Below are 13,750 nucleotides of genomic sequence, written 5' to 3'. Positions count from 1 at the left end.
CGCGGACAGACTAAATTGCCGAAAGCTTCAGCGTTTCAATCTCGTCCTTCAACCACAGCAGCCCCGTTCCCATCCAAAACACCGGACGGTGCCCGAAAAAATACATACTAACATAGGGGGAACTTGCTTTGCGAGACTGGCAACCGTTCCTAGGCCTACCGCTTTGGGTCTGGCTTTTTGTACTACCAACCATCCTGGCCCTGGCAGCCCTTTTTGCACCGGATCCAGTGAGGCGCCTACTGCGGCCCATTCAGGTGGTTTTGGACCGGATTTACCTTACCTCAGGCGTGGTCGCGGCTGGTTTCATGGTCACCATCCTTTTGCTGATAGTAGGTCAGATGGTGGCCCGTTGGAGCAATCTGACCTTCCCCGGCTCCACCGAATATGCTGGTTATGCCATGGCAGCGACCTCTTTCCTGGCCCTGGCACATGCCCTAACACGCGGAGCCCATATCCGGGTCTCGATCTTCCTCAATCTCTCCCCCCGGTTTGGGCTGTGGCTGGACGCTGCCGCCATGTGGGTTGCCGCCATCACCGCGACCTATTTTGCCCGCTACGCAATCAAGACGAATATCTTCTCGGAGATGCTGAATGATCGCACGCAGGGACAGGATTTTGTCCCCGAATGGCTGTTGAGCTTCCTTGCCATGTTTGTCACAGCTCCCAGCCAATGGGGGAAACTCTGGGCCGAAACCGGATCCGAGTGGGTCTATACTCCGGTCTGGGTCCCACAGCTGCCCATGTCCATCGGCACCGTTCTTCTTGCGCTTGCTCTGTGGGACTACCTCTGCCGCCTGCTAACAGAACGCAAAGCCAGCATCGTTTCGGAGGCCGTCGAATGAGCGAGATCTACGCAACACTCATCTTCCTGTTTGTGCTCTTTGCCCTGCTTGGAGGCTCTGTCTGGATAGGGTTGGCGCTGATGGGCGTGGCCTGGGTTGGCATGGAACTGTTCACCACCCGACCTGCTGGGGATGCCATGATCACCACCATCTGGAGCGGTTCCTCCAGTTGGACGCTGACTGCCCTGCCCTTGTTCATCTGGATGGGCGAGATCCTCTATCGAACACGATTATCAGAGGATATGTTCCGCGGGCTGGCGCCCTGGATGCGCTGGCTGCCCGGTGGGCTTTTGCACACCAATATCGCTGGCTGCACCATCTTTGCCGCGGTCTCCGGCTCATCGGCGGCAACACTGACCACGGTGGGCAAGATGTCGATCCCCGAGCTGCGCAAACGCGGCTATCCGGAACATATGATCATCGGCACCCTGGCGGGTGCGGCGACCCTGGGCCTGATGATCCCGCCTTCGCTAACGCTGATCGTTTATGGGGTCTCGATCAATGAATCGATCACCAAGCTCTTTATGGCGGGTATCTTCCCAGGCCTGGTGCTGGCAGGGCTTTTCATGTCCTACATCATGTTCTGGCATTTTTTCTCAAAAGGGGACCGCCCCCAGCCAGAACCCTCGATGAGTTTTGGGCAGATGCTAGCCGAAAGCCGCTTCCTGATCCCGGTTCTCATTCTGGTCAGTGTCGTCATTGGTTCCATGTATCTGGGCCTGGCGACCGCAACCGAGGCCGCCGCGGTGGGTGTTCTTGGCGCGCTGGTCTTGGCACTTGCGCAGGGGTCGCTGAAATGGAGCACATTCACGGCCTCTCTGATGGGAGCGACCCGCACCTCTGCAATGATTGCGCTCATCCTGATGGGGGCGTCGTTCCTGTCGCTGGCCATGGGCTTTACCGGGCTACCGCGTGCGCTCGCTGCCTGGATCGACCAGATGAACCTATCTCCTTTGGTGCTGATCCTGGCGTTGACGCTGTTCTACGTGGTGTTGGGCATGTTCCTTGATGGAATTTCCTCGGTGGTGCTGACCATGGCGATCGTCGAACCGATGATCCGCCAGGCCGGTATTGACGTGATCTGGTTCGGGATTTTCATAGTTGTGGTGGTTGAGATGGCACAGGTGACGCCGCCAATCGGCTTTAACCTCTTTGTTTTGCAGAGCATGACCCGGCATGAAATTTCTTACATCGCGCGCACTGCGGTGCCCATGGTGGGGCTGATGCTGCTGATGGTGGTAATCCTGGTGACCTGGCCAGAGCTGGCAACCTGGTTGCCCAACAACCTGCGTACGGGCCCTGCGGGATAGGCGATGCGATACCTTTTAGGCCTGATTACTCGCCACGGGCAGGCCTTGATGGTCCTGGGGCTTGTGGCGGGTTTTTCCCTGCCCGGCCTCGCCGCAACCTTAAAACCCTGGCTGCCAGAAATGGTGGCCGGGCTTTTGTTTCTGAACGCCTTTCGAATAGGAGCATCGCGCGCGCTCGGCGGGCTGCGCGATGGTGTGGCCAGCCTTCAGGCCGTTCTCACCTTGCAGATGATCTTGCCATTAGCGGCGGCGGCAGTCTTCGCCCTGCTGGGCCTCACCGGTACGGTGGTGACCCTGGCTGTGGTCCTGATGCTTTCGGCTCCAGCTTTGACCGGCAGCCCCAATATCTCCCAACTGCTTGGGTATGCACCGGACCCTGCTTTCAGGCTTTTGATCTTGGGAACAGCGCTCATGCCGCTGACAGTGCTTCCTGTTTTTCTGGTGCTTCCGGAGATCGGCAGTTTTTCTGAGATTCTCTGGGCCTCTCTACGACTGACAGGCAGCATTGCGGTGATCGTAACCCTCGCTTTTACCTGCCGATTACTGTTCCTGCCAAAGCTCTCGGAGGAAAATGCCCAAGCCGTGGATGGGCTTACCATCTTGATGCTTGCGGTCATTGTGGTTGGCCTGATGGCCGCGCTTGGCCCGGCCTTAAAGAGCACTCCTTGGGTGGTGGCCAAATGGATGATGCTGGCTCTCTTGCTCAATTTTGGCCTGCAACTGAGCTGCTTCACCTGGCTTCAGCACAAACACAGCCCCAGATCCGTTCCGACTTCCTTAGTCGCAGGAAATCGGAATTTTGCGCTGTTTCTGATTGCCTTACCGACAAGCACAACAGATCCTTTGCTGATATTCTTGGGTTGTTATCAGGTACCGATGTATCTGACCCCACTGATCATGCGCCGCCTCTATGCAGGACAGGCAGCCCACCACGAGCCCTAGAGGTTGGGTTGGTTTAGCTTGGGAAAATCTGCGCCATTTCCTGATCAAACCGCGCCCAGCTGAGGACCGCTTTGTTCCCCGCCAAACCATGGTAATAGCTTTTGCCGCTAGCAGTCGGAAGCCCAGCCCAGATCTTGGCCAGGTTATGCATAAAGTCACGTCGACCGATCTCTCCTGCCAATACCGCGCCCAAGCCGGCCTCTTCCAGCAGTTGTTGCGCCAACCGGTCCTGAAGGGCCGGTGAGAAGCGATCGCTGCGCCTTGCTCCGGTTTTCTTGACAAGTCGGCGCAGGGTGGCCGGGATCATCTGGTAGCGACCAATTGCGTGTTGTTGCCCTGGAGTGGCATCAATCCAAGCATAGATTTCTGCAATTGTCATTTCAGTTGGGCGCTTTGAGGGGCGAATGCGGGCCGCATATTGCACCGCATCATATTGCGCTTTGCCTGCTTCAGCACTGGCAATCAGGTGCAAAAGACGCTGTACAGCGTTTTGCCCGACCTTCTTGGGAAGGGCGCGAAACAGGCTGGTTCCTTCCCGCCCGGTGAACAAGCTGGCAAGTTGCGATTGCACCGCCTCCATTTCCGCTTCTAACTCAGGCGAAGCCTTGGCCTGCGGTGTTGCCGCTTCTGGCACCAAAAGCGAGGCGGAACGATGCTGGATCAAAGCCCCCTGCCCAGTGGCCGTCCCCTGTCGCAGGAACCCATCATTGACGATTGAAAACCGCTCTGCCCAGGCCATTGACGTAGGGCACAAGTAAATCGCCGCCAGCAGTGGCAGGAGATAGGGAGTTGCGGATTTCATGGCAGCCTTCTGTCTTGATCCATGGTCCAGCACAAAATGGATCAGGAAAATTGAGAAAAGCTTTATTCAATGCGGTTTGATGAAATTCAGCCTGATCAAAGAAAATTTCTTTATTTCACTCCTCTGCGCTACACTCAATTGGCGCCCAGATGCGCATCCTGTATTATCAGAGGACGGATTGGAGGCCCCCTATGCCACTCAGCCCTGAAGAAGTTACTACAAAAGTCGAAGCCACCAGAGGCAAAAAGGCCAAACGCAAAAAACTCAAAACTGAACCATCGGGCACCAAGGAGAAAAAACTCCCGAATGACATTCGCAAAGGCCTGGAACAGCACTTTGGCTCCAAGCTTGCACGGGTGCGCGTACATACTGGCGGCAACGCCAAGGAAGTCTGCCGTGAATTGAAGGCCAAGGCCTTTACGCTAGGCAATGATCTTTATTTCATGAAACCCGCGGATGCAAAGAATGGTGAGCTGCTGGTCCATGAATTGGCCCATGTTCTTCAGCAGGGACGCGGGCGCATGCCAAAAGCCAAGGAAGGGATAGCACTGACCTCCAAATGACTGGTTGTACAGAAACCTCATCGGCTGCCTGCCTTGATCCGATACAATTTAAACAAATTCCTAACCACTACTTGCTACAGAAATAGCACTACGCCGGTTTAGGCTTGGTGTTGAAACATCTGCAAGGGAAACAGGAATGGCGTTTACGGGAATTCTGTTTGGGATGCTGGCCGGAGTTGTATTTACGTTTCTAGGTGTGTGGCACCTCGACTTTGGCTTTTGGCAAGCCCTGGCAACCTACTCCGGAACCGGAACCCTTTGCACAGCCTTGGCGATAGCTGGTTTTTTGCTAACAGATACTTCCAAATCGGCAGACCTTGAAAAAGACCAATTCAAAAGCACCGCCTGAAAGCCCTATCTTCTACTGACACCTGTACCGTTGTTTCTTCGAATTACTTGAGCGTTGATTTCGCCCCCCTCTCTGCATGGCAACCAGATAGCCTTTTCTGCGACAACCCGCAGTAACCGTTCCCGATCCTTTTCAGCACGTCAAATTGGGTTTGACAGTCTTCAGGCTGAATCCTCACACTGAGGTTTTGGCGGGCTACCTTTGTGTTGTGCAGACCAGGCCTTCTCGGAACTATCTGCGCAAAGCTGCGTGAAGACGCATATTGCCGACTTGACCTGCCTTCCCTCTGCAACAAGAATACCTGTATTCCATAGATTTACGAGGTTTTGATGTTAACGCGCCGCGCCTTCACCGTTTCGTCTTTGACCAGCCTGGCTGCAGCCTCTCTGCCCGCTGCCGCAAGCGAAGGCTACGATCCCACCCCTCAGTTTGTCCGCATTAAGAAGCAGTTTGAGCCCGGTCAGATCCTAATTCTTACCCGCTCTTACTATCTCTATCTGGTAACCGAGAAACGCAAAGCGATCCGATATGGTGTTGGTGTGGGCAAGGCCGGGCTAGAGTTTTCAGGCACCGCCACAATAGACCGCAAACGCGAGTGGCCAAGCTGGCGCCCCACTCCGGAAATGATCAAGCGAAGCCCTAGGACCTACAGACGTTTTGTCGACAATGAGTACATCCAACCCGGTGGACCAGATAATCCACTTGGAGCCCGCGCGCTCTACCTCTATCAAAACGGGGTTGATACCTATTTCCGGATCCATGGCACCAATCAGCCACAGACCATCGGGTCCTCCGCCTCCAATGGCTGCATCCGCATGTTGAATGACCATGTGACGGATCTGTATGAACGGGTACCATTGGGAACCGTGGTTACCGTCCTTTGACCTAACGGAACTTTGCCACCAATTGCCAGTTGAAGGCGCATTTTTCTTGCGCGAAGCAAATTCCTGACCAATGCTGTCATCGCATGGTTACGTAAATGGTGTTTCTGTCGCCCTATTGGCACGGTCACGTTCATTTCATGACACTGCCAAACTGCCGCATTCTGCGGGCAGATTGAGAAAGAAGACTAGGAGAAGAGACGATGGCGACCGGCACCGTCAAATGGTTCAACACCACCAAAGGATATGGATTTATTGCGCCCGAAGATGGCGGCAAAGACGTATTCGTTCACATTTCCGCAGTTGAGCGCTCTGGCCTCACCGGCCTTGCTGACAATCAGAAAGTTTCTTACGAGCTTCAACCAGGGCGCGACGGCCGGGAATCCGCTGTAGACTTGGCATTGCTGTAACCCAGGCTGTAGCCTAGCGGCGATCCTAACGAAGTGACGGCCCCGGTTTCGGGGCCGCAATCTGTTTTAGCTTGCATTTTCGTATTTAAGCCGTCTGGAACTTCTGCCCCCAGCCCACTTCAGCGCTCCCTCTCAATCCGTGCAATCAGGTCAAGCACCCGTGGCCCCAGTGCCGCGATATTCAGCTGCACACCTTCTGCATTTGGGTGGATATTGTCGTCCTGCATATAGGGTCGGGCCGCCGCGGGATCTTCCCCCACCACATCGCGGATGCCGGTAAAGGCGTCGGGATGAAATATCGCCTCATATTCAGCTGCCAAATCCGGATAGATCCGATCAAAGGCCTCTTTGTAGGCAGGACCGAAATTACCAGGCGCTTTCATCCCGATAAGCAAAACTTCCACCTGCTCCTGGCGTGCTTGCCGCATGATTTTACGCAAGTTTTCTTCGGCTACATTTGGCTGAACGCCGCGCAATAGATCATTCCCCCCGAAAAGGACGATCAAGCCTTCTGGATTATCACCCAATGTCCAGCCCAGCCGGGCAGCACCGCCAGCAGTTGTATCCCCCGAAACCCCTGCATTAGTGATCTGAGCAGCAATACCCTGACGTGACAACCACTCCTGGAGCTGTGGCACAAAGCCTTCGTCCTGCGGCAAGCCATATCCCTGCACCAGACTGTCCCCAAATGCCGTCAAACGAAGGGGGTTTTCATCCGCCGTCGCGACAGCTGAGCTCAACAGCAGAAAAACCAGCAGCGTCCAAACCTTGCGCATCGCAATAAAAGCTCCATATCCGTTAGAATGCATTCAACAGGCGCGACTTCATGACCAAAACAGATACACCCGTTCTTCACCTCAAAGATGCGTCTTTGACCTTGAATAGCAATACCGGACCGGTACGAATTTTGCAGGGGATTGATCTGGATGTGCAACAGGGAGAGACCCTGGGCCTCATTGGTCCCTCAGGGTCTGGAAAATCCTCTTTGTTGATGGTCATGGGCGGGCTTGAGCTTGCAACAGGCGGTACCGTCCATGCCCTGGGTCAAGATTTAACCGCGATGAACGAAGACGCTCTAGCCCGTTTTCGCAGGCAAAACATGGGGGTGGTCTTTCAGAGCTTTCATTTGATCCCAACCATGACAGCGCTGGAAAACGTTGCCACCCCTCTGGAGCTTGCGGGTCACAGGGATGCATTTGATCGCGCCCAGGTGGAACTGGAAGCCGTTGGCTTAGGGCATCGCAGTGAGCATTTTCCCGCCCAGCTTTCGGGAGGCGAACAACAGCGTGTCGCCCTGGCTCGGGCTTTGGCTCCGCGTCCATCCATCCTTTTGGCCGATGAGCCCACTGGAAATCTGGATGAAAGCAACGGCGAAGCGATCATGGATCTGCTCTTCGGATTGCGCGACCGCTATGGGGCGACCTTGGTTATGGTGACCCATGCACCGGAGCTAGCCAGACGTTGTGACCGCGTTGTGCGACTGAGAGATGGTCAGATTGCAACCGAACTCTCGACCAGTGAGGCCGCTGAATGAGCATGGGACCTCTGCGCCCGACCGCCCCACTGGCATTGGCTTGGAAATTTGCCCTGCGAGAGCTGAGAGGAGGTCTCAAGGGTTTCCGTATTTTCCTGGCTTGCCTGGCGCTTGGGGTTGGTGTGATTGCGGCTATCAGCTCGATCAGAGCTTCGATCGAAGCAGGCCTCAGCCGCGAAGGGGCCGCCCTTCTTGGGGGGGATGCTGAACTGAGTTTCACCTATCGATTTGCCAATGATGAGGAACGCGCCTGGATGACGGGTCAGGCCATAGCCGTTTCGGAAATCGCAGAGTTCCGATCAATGGCAACAGTTGGGGACGAACGTGCACTGACACAGGTCAAGGCCGTTGATGGCCGCTACCCCTTGGTGGGTGAGGTCGCCCTGGAGCCGGATATAGCACTTGATCGCGCGCTGGCTGGGCGCGATGGGGTCGCTGGCGTTGCAATGGAACGCGTGCTTGCCGACCGTTTGGGCCTGCAGACGGGTGATACTGTCACCTTTGGCACCAGCGATTTTGTTCTGATGGCAACCATCCGGAGAGAGCCTGATGCCGCGGCTTCCGGTTTTACGCTTGGGCCCCGCACTCTTGTCGCCCTCCCTGCTCTGCAGGGCTCCGGCCTGCTTGAACCTGGTTCGATCTATTCGAGTAAATATCGCCTGGATCTAGCAGAAGGCACCGACCTGAACCAATTGCGCGAGGAAGCCCGAGGCCTGTTTGAAGCAAGTGGCATGCGCTGGCGCGACGCGCGCAATGGCGCACCCGGAATCGCAACCTTTGTAGAACGCTTAGGCGGCTTTCTGGTTCTTGTTGGATTATCGGGGCTGGCGGTTGGTGGGGTCGGCGTCTCTGCAGCCATTCGCGCCTATCTCGCGGGCAAAACTGAAACCATTGCAACACTCAGAACCCTTGGAGCGGAACGCCAGGTCATTTTCCTGACCTACTTCTTGCAAATCGGTGTTCTTACGCTCTTGGGGATCGGCATTGGCTTGGCTTTAGGCGCATTTGCACCACTTCTGCTTGGTCCTGTCATAGCCGCTCAACTGCCCTTTCCAGCGATCTTTTCGATCTACCCGACAGCCCTGGGAGAGGCCGCGCTTTATGGGGTCCTGACCGCCTTTATCTTTGCGCTTTGGCCTTTGGCCCGAGCAGAACGGATCCGCGCGGCCTCTCTCTTTCGAGGGGAAATGGGAGATAGCCGCAAGCTGCCCGCTCCGCGCTATCTCTTGGCAACATTTGTCGCGCTCGCTGCTCTGATTGGTGCCGCTGCTGTGCTCAGCGGTTCTGCGGTTTTGACCCTCTGGACTGCCATCGCCCTCAGCGGCTCCCTGGTGGTTTTGCTGCTCGCAGCCCTGGCGCTGGGGCAGATCGCACTCAAGAGTGGGCGCCTCAGCCGTGGCCGCCCTGCGCTCCGTTGGGGTCTCGCCTCGATCGGCGCCTCCAGGGATGGTGCAGTACCCGCTGTTTTGGCCCTGGGTCTTGGGCTGACTGTGCTAGCAGCCATAGGCCAGATCGATGGCAATATGCGCCGCGCCATCGCTGGCAATCTGCCCGAGGTTGCCCCTTCATACTTCTTTGTCGATATCCAAAGAGATCAGATGCCCCGCTTCCTGGACCGTGTGGAAAACGATCCAGCGGTTCGAAAGGTTGAAAGCGCTCCAATGCTGCGCGGGATTATCACCCGCATCAACGGCCAACCCGCACAGGAGGTCGCGGGGGATCATTGGGTGGTACGTGGTGATAGGGGTATCACCTATGCTGCGGCCCAACCCGAAGGAACTGAGGTCACTAAGGGAAGCTGGTGGCCGGACGATTACTCAGGTTCCCCGCAGGTCAGTTTTGCCGCTGAAGAGGCGGAAGAGCTGGGACTTGTACTGGGTGACACTATCACTCTCAATGTACTGGGGCGCGAAATGCAGGCGGAAATCACCAGTTTCCGCAATGTTGACTTTTCGACCGCGGGAATGGGGTTTGTTCTGACACTCAATGAGGCGGCCCTTTCCGGTGCTCCCCATAGTTTCATCGCAACCGTCTATGCGGAAAGTCAGGCCGAAGCGCAGATCCTGCGGGATGTCGCAAAGGAAATGCCCAACATTACTGCCATCCGTGTACGAGATGCGATTGATCGTGTTTCTGATGTGCTTCGTCAATTGGCGGCTGCCACCAGCTATGGCGCTGCTGCCACTTTGTTGACCGGCTTCCTGGTTCTTCTTGGCACCGCTGCAGCAGCGGAACCTGCGCGCCGATATGAGGCGGCCCTGCTGAAAACCCTAGGGGCAACACGTGGTCAGATCCTGTTGAGTTTCTCGCTTCGCTCTATCATCCTAGGCGCGGGTGCCGGTTTGGTCGCGCTTGCAGCCGGGATTGCCGGGGCCTGGGCGGTGAACACCTATGTCTTTGAAACCAGCTATATCGTGATCTGGTCCAATGCCCTCTCGGTCATTGCTGCCGGCATTGCTGTCACGCTCTTTGCAGGGCTTTTCTTTGCTCTAAGACCGCTGGCGGCACGACCGGCACGGATCTTGCGCGCTCGGGACTAACAAGCAAAAGCCCGAGCGGTTGCGCTCGGGCCTGTTCTCACATCCTTGGCAAGGAGGCGCCTTAGCCAGACCTAGCGGGCAGCACAGGCCACAGGCTGAAGAAGCCGCATCAGATCGTGATTGTCACAGACCAGGGAGTCCAGCGTGATATCATCCAAAGAAGAGTAGAATGCCTGAGCCGCATCCGACAGGGCCACCCGCAAACGGCAGGCATCGGTCAAAGGACAGGAGTTATCTGCGTCTGCAAAGCACTCCACCATGGGCAGGTTCCCCTCCACATGTCGGAAGATGTCACCCATCAGAATCTCCTGCGGGTCGCGCCCCAAGCTCATCCCGCCATTACGTCCACGTTGGGTATGCAGATACCCGAGTTGGCTTAGCTGGTTGATCACCTGCGCCAAGTGATTCTCCGAAATATTGCAACACTCTGCAATTTCGGATTTAGTCACCAGACGATCTGAGTTGGCCGCGCAAAACATCAGAAGTCGGACCGCGATGTTTGTCCTTTTGGTAATGCGCATAACTTGGCTCCTGTCGTTACCGCTAATAATTCAGATCAGTCCATATTGCACAGGTCCGCAAAGAGCGGTTTGACATACATCAATTCCACAAATTCGAAAAAACGACAGGAAGATCATGTCTCAATCTCACCCCTACTTCTTTGGCTATGGCAGCCTGGTGAATACATCCACCCATGATTATCAGGCTCCAACCCCAGCAAGGTTAAAGGGATGGCGGCGCAACTGGTGCCATACATCTCTGAGAAATATATCTTTTTTGAGCGCCACCGCCGATCCGACCTGTACCATCGATGGCCTCATCGCTGCGGTGCCCAATGCAGATTGGGAGGCATTGGATGAACGTGAATTTGCCTATGAGCGTAACCCGGTGAGCGCGGATGTCAGCCATGATGTATCAAATTCTCTGGAAATCTCGGTCTATGCTATTCCTGAGAACAGAAAACAAGCAGGCAGCAAGGCCCACCCGATTCTGCTCAGTTATCTTGATGTGGTTGTTCAGGGGTATCTGCATGTCTTTGGTGAAGACGGAGTGCAACGGTTCTTTGATACGACCTCTGGCTGGGAAACACCCATTCTGGATGATCGTACCGCGCCCCAGTATCCACGCCATCAGGTCCTGACTCAGGAAGAGCGCGAACTCGTCGATCACCATCTTTCTCTGCAGTACAGTGAAATACTGCGGTAAGCCCCAGCTAAAGCAAAGGGCGGCCCCCTGAGGTGCCGCCCTTTTACTTTTTTCGGGTGATCAAGCCCTATAGGCTTTGGGCCAATAGGTGGGCCAATCAGCCCCGTGCGCGAACTTTTTCCATCAAAGGCAGCAAGGCGCTCATGTCGGGACCGCGCTCCATGCCGGTCACTGCCTTGCGCAGCGGCATGAAGAGACCCTTGCCCTTGCGCCCAGTTGCCTCTTTGACCGCAGTGGTCCAGGTCTTCCAGCTTTCCGTGTCATAGGGACCTTCTGGCAACAACGCCATGGCCTCAGCGATGAAATCCTTGTCCTCATCTGCCACCAAGGGCTCGGCCCCATCGCGGCAGAGCTGCCACCAACCGGCAAGGTCGTTCAGGGTGGTGATGTTCTCCTTGGCCACATCCCAGAAAGAAGCCTGTTTTTCCGCCGGAACGCCAATCGCCTCCAACTCAGCAGACACGGCCTCTGCGGGCAAGGACTGCAAATGGCGGGCTGTCAGCGGGTACAGATCCTCAACATCAAACTTGGTCGGCGCCGCCCCAAAACGATTGATGTCAAAACCCTCGATCAGCTCTGCCATTTCCGAACGCAGTTCCACCGGGTCAGAAGACCCCAGACGGGCCATCAGCGACAGCAGCGCCATTGGCTTCACCCCAGCTTCGCGCAGGTCACGCAGGGCCAATGTCCCAAGACGCTTGGACAGCGCCTCACCCTGTGGGCCGGTCAGCAGCGAATGGTGGGCAAAGGAGGGCACAGTGCCGCCCAGCGCTTCGATGATCTGGATCTGAGTGGCAGTATTGGTCACATGGTCAGAACCACGGACCACATGGGTCACGCCCATTTCAGTGTCATCCACCACCGAGGCGAGGGTATAGAGGAATTGTCCATCACCGCGGATCAGCACGGGATCGGACACCGAGGCCGCATCAATGGAGATGTCGCCCAGAATACCGTCGGTCCATTCAATGCGCTGGTGGTCCAGCTTAAAGCGCCAGACACCATCGCCACGCTCAGCGCGCAGAGCGGCTTTTTCTTCGTCTGACAAAGCCAATGCAGCACGGTCATAGACCGGCGGCTTACCCATATTAAGCTGCTTCTTGCGCTTCAGGTCCAGCTCCGTCGGGGTCTCAAAGGCTTCATAGAAACGCCCGATCTCGCGCAGTTTATCTGCTGCGGCGACATAGCGATCCAGACGCTCAGATTGACGCTCTAGCTTATCCCAGCTGAGGCCAAGCCATTCGAGATCCTGTTTGATCGCATCGACATATTCTTCCTTGGACCGCTCCGGGTCCGTGTCGTCGATGCGCAGAATGAAAGTGCCGCCAGCCTTGCGGGCGATCAGATAGTTCATCAGCGCGGTGCGCAGGTTGCCAACGTGGATATAGCCCGTTGGCGATGGGGCAAAACGAGTGGTGGTCATCACGTATCTCCTGTTGCCCTGCCCAATCTCATATGGGCGGGTCTTTGTCCAGTTACAGGGCACATTGACAAGCGGTCGTGGCCTTTGCGTGCTTTTCAGCGCAACACTATCTATTTTCCGTAAAAACGGCCAAATCTGAAATCATGCGGATCAACAATAGGCCGGTCACCGGTCACAAGATCTGCTGTCAACCGTCCGGCTGCCGGGCCAATGCCAAATCCATGCCCGCTGTAGCCGGTTGAAACAAAAAGTCCGGACAACTCGTCGACCTGCGAAATCACCGGAATTGCATCAGGTGTCACATCCATGAGCCCCGCCCAGCTTTGCACCACATCAGCCCCTTGCAGAACTGGAAAGGCACGCTGCGCTGAGGCCCAGGCCTGCTTTATCCCCTTTTGAGAGGGGGCAGGATCCAGCACGCGACAGGTTTCAAAAGGGGTCGTTTGATCGGGCCGCCAAGTTCTGGCCTGGCTGGCCTCCTCCTGCCAGCGCCCTGAGAGGCGAAACTGCAGGGCACGCCATTCTTGCAAATAGCTGGGTAAGAACTTCCAGCCCAGACGCAGGCTATCTGGAACCAGATCCACAATATTCTCGGTGCCATTGGCAATCGAGAAACCGCCGTCCAGGCGTTTGCGCATAGAAAACCCGCTGGTCCAGATCGCGTTTTCGGGTCCTCCCTGCACTGGCGAAGTTCGCAGAACCGAATTCATGACCTTGAGCTGGGGCAGTTTGATTCCTGCATTGCCCAAGAAAAGCCGCGACCAGGCGCCACCCGCAATCACCAGCGCAGAACAGGCCACACGGCCGCGTTCCGTAATGACCGCGCTGATGCGCCCCGCCTCGGTCTCAACCGAGCGCACCGCGCATTCCGTCATCACTTTGGCACCGGCGGCTCTTGCGGCCGTGGCAATCGCATGGGTTGCCAACTGTGGTTCAGCACGTCCATCC

At 56.2% G+C, this 13,750-nt stretch carries 15 protein-coding genes; 10 read left to right on the top strand and 5 right to left on the bottom strand.

Annotated features, from left to right (window positions below; all coding sequences use genetic code 11):
- Window positions 1-128: 128 nt before the first annotated feature.
- Genes RSK20926_RS13955 through RSK20926_RS13945 form a run of 3 tightly spaced genes read left to right on the top strand, consistent with a single transcriptional unit; the run spans window position 129 to window position 3,094 of the window.
- On the top strand, window positions 129-842 hold the full coding sequence (locus RSK20926_RS13955) for a TRAP transporter small permease (RefSeq protein WP_037255213.1): 714 nt from the start codon (window positions 129-131) through the stop codon (window positions 840-842).
- Window positions 839-2,152 (top strand): TRAP transporter large permease, encoded by a 1,314-nt coding sequence (locus RSK20926_RS13950; protein WP_008207648.1) that lies wholly within the window; start codon window positions 839-841, stop codon window positions 2,150-2,152. Before RSK20926_RS13955 ends, RSK20926_RS13950 begins: the two co-directional genes overlap by 4 nt.
- 3 nt (window positions 2,153-2,155) lie before the next feature.
- A complete protein-coding gene (locus RSK20926_RS13945) occupies window positions 2,156-3,094 on the top strand; it encodes a hypothetical protein (RefSeq protein ID WP_037255212.1) in 939 nt (312 codons plus the stop codon).
- 13 nt (window positions 3,095-3,107) lie between these two features.
- Here the strand turns inward: RSK20926_RS13945 and RSK20926_RS13940 are convergent, their stop codons facing one another.
- The gene (locus RSK20926_RS13940; RefSeq protein WP_008207646.1) at window positions 3,108-3,896 is read right to left on the bottom strand and encodes a hypothetical protein; all 789 of its coding nucleotides are present in this window, start codon (window positions 3,894-3,896) and stop codon (window positions 3,108-3,110) included.
- 191 nt (window positions 3,897-4,087) lie between these two features.
- Between RSK20926_RS13940 and RSK20926_RS13930 the strand changes: the two genes are divergently transcribed.
- From RSK20926_RS13930 to RSK20926_RS13915, 4 genes are all read left to right on the top strand, one after another.
- Window positions 4,088-4,459, top strand: a complete 372-nt coding sequence (locus tag RSK20926_RS13930; protein WP_008207644.1) for an eCIS core domain-containing protein — start codon at window positions 4,088-4,090, stop codon at window positions 4,457-4,459.
- A gap of 136 nt (window positions 4,460-4,595) precedes the next feature.
- Window positions 4,596-4,808, top strand: coding sequence for a hypothetical protein (locus RSK20926_RS13925; protein WP_008207643.1), 213 nt, complete (start codon window positions 4,596-4,598; stop codon window positions 4,806-4,808).
- A 329-nt stretch (window positions 4,809-5,137) separates the two neighbouring features.
- Entirely contained in the window at window positions 5,138-5,692 is a 555-nt protein-coding gene (locus RSK20926_RS13920; RefSeq protein WP_037255211.1) for a L,D-transpeptidase, read from the top strand.
- A 200-nt stretch (window positions 5,693-5,892) separates the two neighbouring features.
- Window positions 5,893-6,099, top strand: a complete 207-nt coding sequence (locus RSK20926_RS13915; protein ID WP_008207639.1) for a cold-shock protein — start codon at window positions 5,893-5,895, stop codon at window positions 6,097-6,099.
- A 119-nt stretch (window positions 6,100-6,218) separates the two neighbouring features.
- Here RSK20926_RS13915 and RSK20926_RS13910 read toward each other — a convergent pair whose 3' ends face one another.
- On the bottom strand, window positions 6,219-6,908 hold the full coding sequence (locus RSK20926_RS13910; RefSeq protein ID WP_008207638.1) for an arylesterase: 690 nt from the start codon (window positions 6,906-6,908) through the stop codon (window positions 6,219-6,221).
- 17 nt (window positions 6,909-6,925) lie between these two features.
- Between RSK20926_RS13910 and RSK20926_RS13905 the strand changes: the two genes are divergently transcribed.
- Both RSK20926_RS13905 and RSK20926_RS13900 read left to right on the top strand, forming a co-directional pair.
- Window positions 6,926-7,633 (top strand): ABC transporter ATP-binding protein, encoded by a 708-nt coding sequence (locus tag RSK20926_RS13905; RefSeq protein ID WP_008207637.1) that lies wholly within the window; start codon window positions 6,926-6,928, stop codon window positions 7,631-7,633.
- On the top strand, window positions 7,630-10,173 hold the full coding sequence (locus RSK20926_RS13900) for an ABC transporter permease (RefSeq protein WP_008207636.1): 2,544 nt from the start codon (window positions 7,630-7,632) through the stop codon (window positions 10,171-10,173). The genes RSK20926_RS13905 and RSK20926_RS13900 overlap by 4 nt, the downstream gene beginning before the upstream one ends.
- 71 nt (window positions 10,174-10,244) lie before the next feature.
- Here RSK20926_RS13900 and RSK20926_RS13895 read toward each other — a convergent pair whose 3' ends face one another.
- Window positions 10,245-10,694 (bottom strand): RrF2 family transcriptional regulator, encoded by a 450-nt coding sequence (locus RSK20926_RS13895; protein WP_008207635.1) that lies wholly within the window; start codon window positions 10,692-10,694, stop codon window positions 10,245-10,247.
- A gap of 115 nt (window positions 10,695-10,809) precedes the next feature.
- Here RSK20926_RS13895 and RSK20926_RS13890 point away from each other — a divergent pair, with 115 nt between their 5' ends.
- Complete coding sequence (locus tag RSK20926_RS13890) at window positions 10,810-11,379, top strand: gamma-glutamylcyclotransferase family protein (RefSeq protein ID WP_008207634.1); 570 nt, start codon at window positions 10,810-10,812, stop codon at window positions 11,377-11,379.
- 97 nt (window positions 11,380-11,476) lie between these two features.
- Here the strand turns inward: RSK20926_RS13890 and gltX are convergent, their stop codons facing one another.
- Complete coding sequence (gene gltX / locus RSK20926_RS13885; protein ID WP_008207633.1) at window positions 11,477-12,802, bottom strand: glutamate--tRNA ligase; 1,326 nt, start codon at window positions 12,800-12,802, stop codon at window positions 11,477-11,479.
- A 110-nt stretch (window positions 12,803-12,912) separates the two neighbouring features.
- Window positions 12,913-13,750: NAD(P)/FAD-dependent oxidoreductase (locus RSK20926_RS13880; RefSeq protein WP_008207632.1), on the bottom strand; the 838-nt coding region annotated here is incomplete at its 5' end.

The sequence above is a fragment of the Roseobacter sp. SK209-2-6 genome (assembly GCF_000169455.1).
GTDB lineage: Bacteria > Pseudomonadota > Alphaproteobacteria > Rhodobacterales > Rhodobacteraceae > Pseudophaeobacter.
Note: the sequence above shows the minus strand (reverse complement) of the source record. Positions and strands in the feature narration are given on the sequence as shown.

Excerpts from the sequence above, each read along its gene's own strand:
- RSK20926_RS13950 (WP_008207648.1), top strand. The coding sequence starts at position 839 with ATGAGCGAGATCTACGCAACACTCATCTTCCTGTTTGTGCTCTTTGCC.
- RSK20926_RS13945 (WP_037255212.1), top strand. The coding sequence starts at position 2,156 with ATGCGATACCTTTTAGGCCTGATTACTCGCCACGGGCAGGCCTTGATG.
- RSK20926_RS13940 (WP_008207646.1), bottom strand. The coding sequence starts at position 3,896 with ATGAAATCCGCAACTCCCTATCTCCTGCCACTGCTGGCGGCGATTTAC.
- RSK20926_RS13930 (WP_008207644.1), top strand. The coding sequence starts at position 4,088 with ATGCCACTCAGCCCTGAAGAAGTTACTACAAAAGTCGAAGCCACCAGA.
- RSK20926_RS13925 (WP_008207643.1), top strand. The coding sequence starts at position 4,596 with ATGGCGTTTACGGGAATTCTGTTTGGGATGCTGGCCGGAGTTGTATTT.
- RSK20926_RS13920 (WP_037255211.1), top strand. The coding sequence starts at position 5,138 with ATGTTAACGCGCCGCGCCTTCACCGTTTCGTCTTTGACCAGCCTGGCT.
- RSK20926_RS13915 (WP_008207639.1), top strand. The coding sequence starts at position 5,893 with ATGGCGACCGGCACCGTCAAATGGTTCAACACCACCAAAGGATATGGA.
- RSK20926_RS13910 (WP_008207638.1), bottom strand. The coding sequence starts at position 6,908 with ATGCATTCTAACGGATATGGAGCTTTTATTGCGATGCGCAAGGTTTGG.
- RSK20926_RS13905 (WP_008207637.1), top strand. The coding sequence starts at position 6,926 with ATGACCAAAACAGATACACCCGTTCTTCACCTCAAAGATGCGTCTTTG.
- RSK20926_RS13900 (WP_008207636.1), top strand. The coding sequence starts at position 7,630 with ATGAGCATGGGACCTCTGCGCCCGACCGCCCCACTGGCATTGGCTTGG.
- RSK20926_RS13895 (WP_008207635.1), bottom strand. The coding sequence starts at position 10,694 with ATGCGCATTACCAAAAGGACAAACATCGCGGTCCGACTTCTGATGTTT.
- RSK20926_RS13890 (WP_008207634.1), top strand. The coding sequence starts at position 10,810 with ATGTCTCAATCTCACCCCTACTTCTTTGGCTATGGCAGCCTGGTGAAT.
- gltX (WP_008207633.1), bottom strand. The coding sequence starts at position 12,802 with ATGACCACCACTCGTTTTGCCCCATCGCCAACGGGCTATATCCACGTT.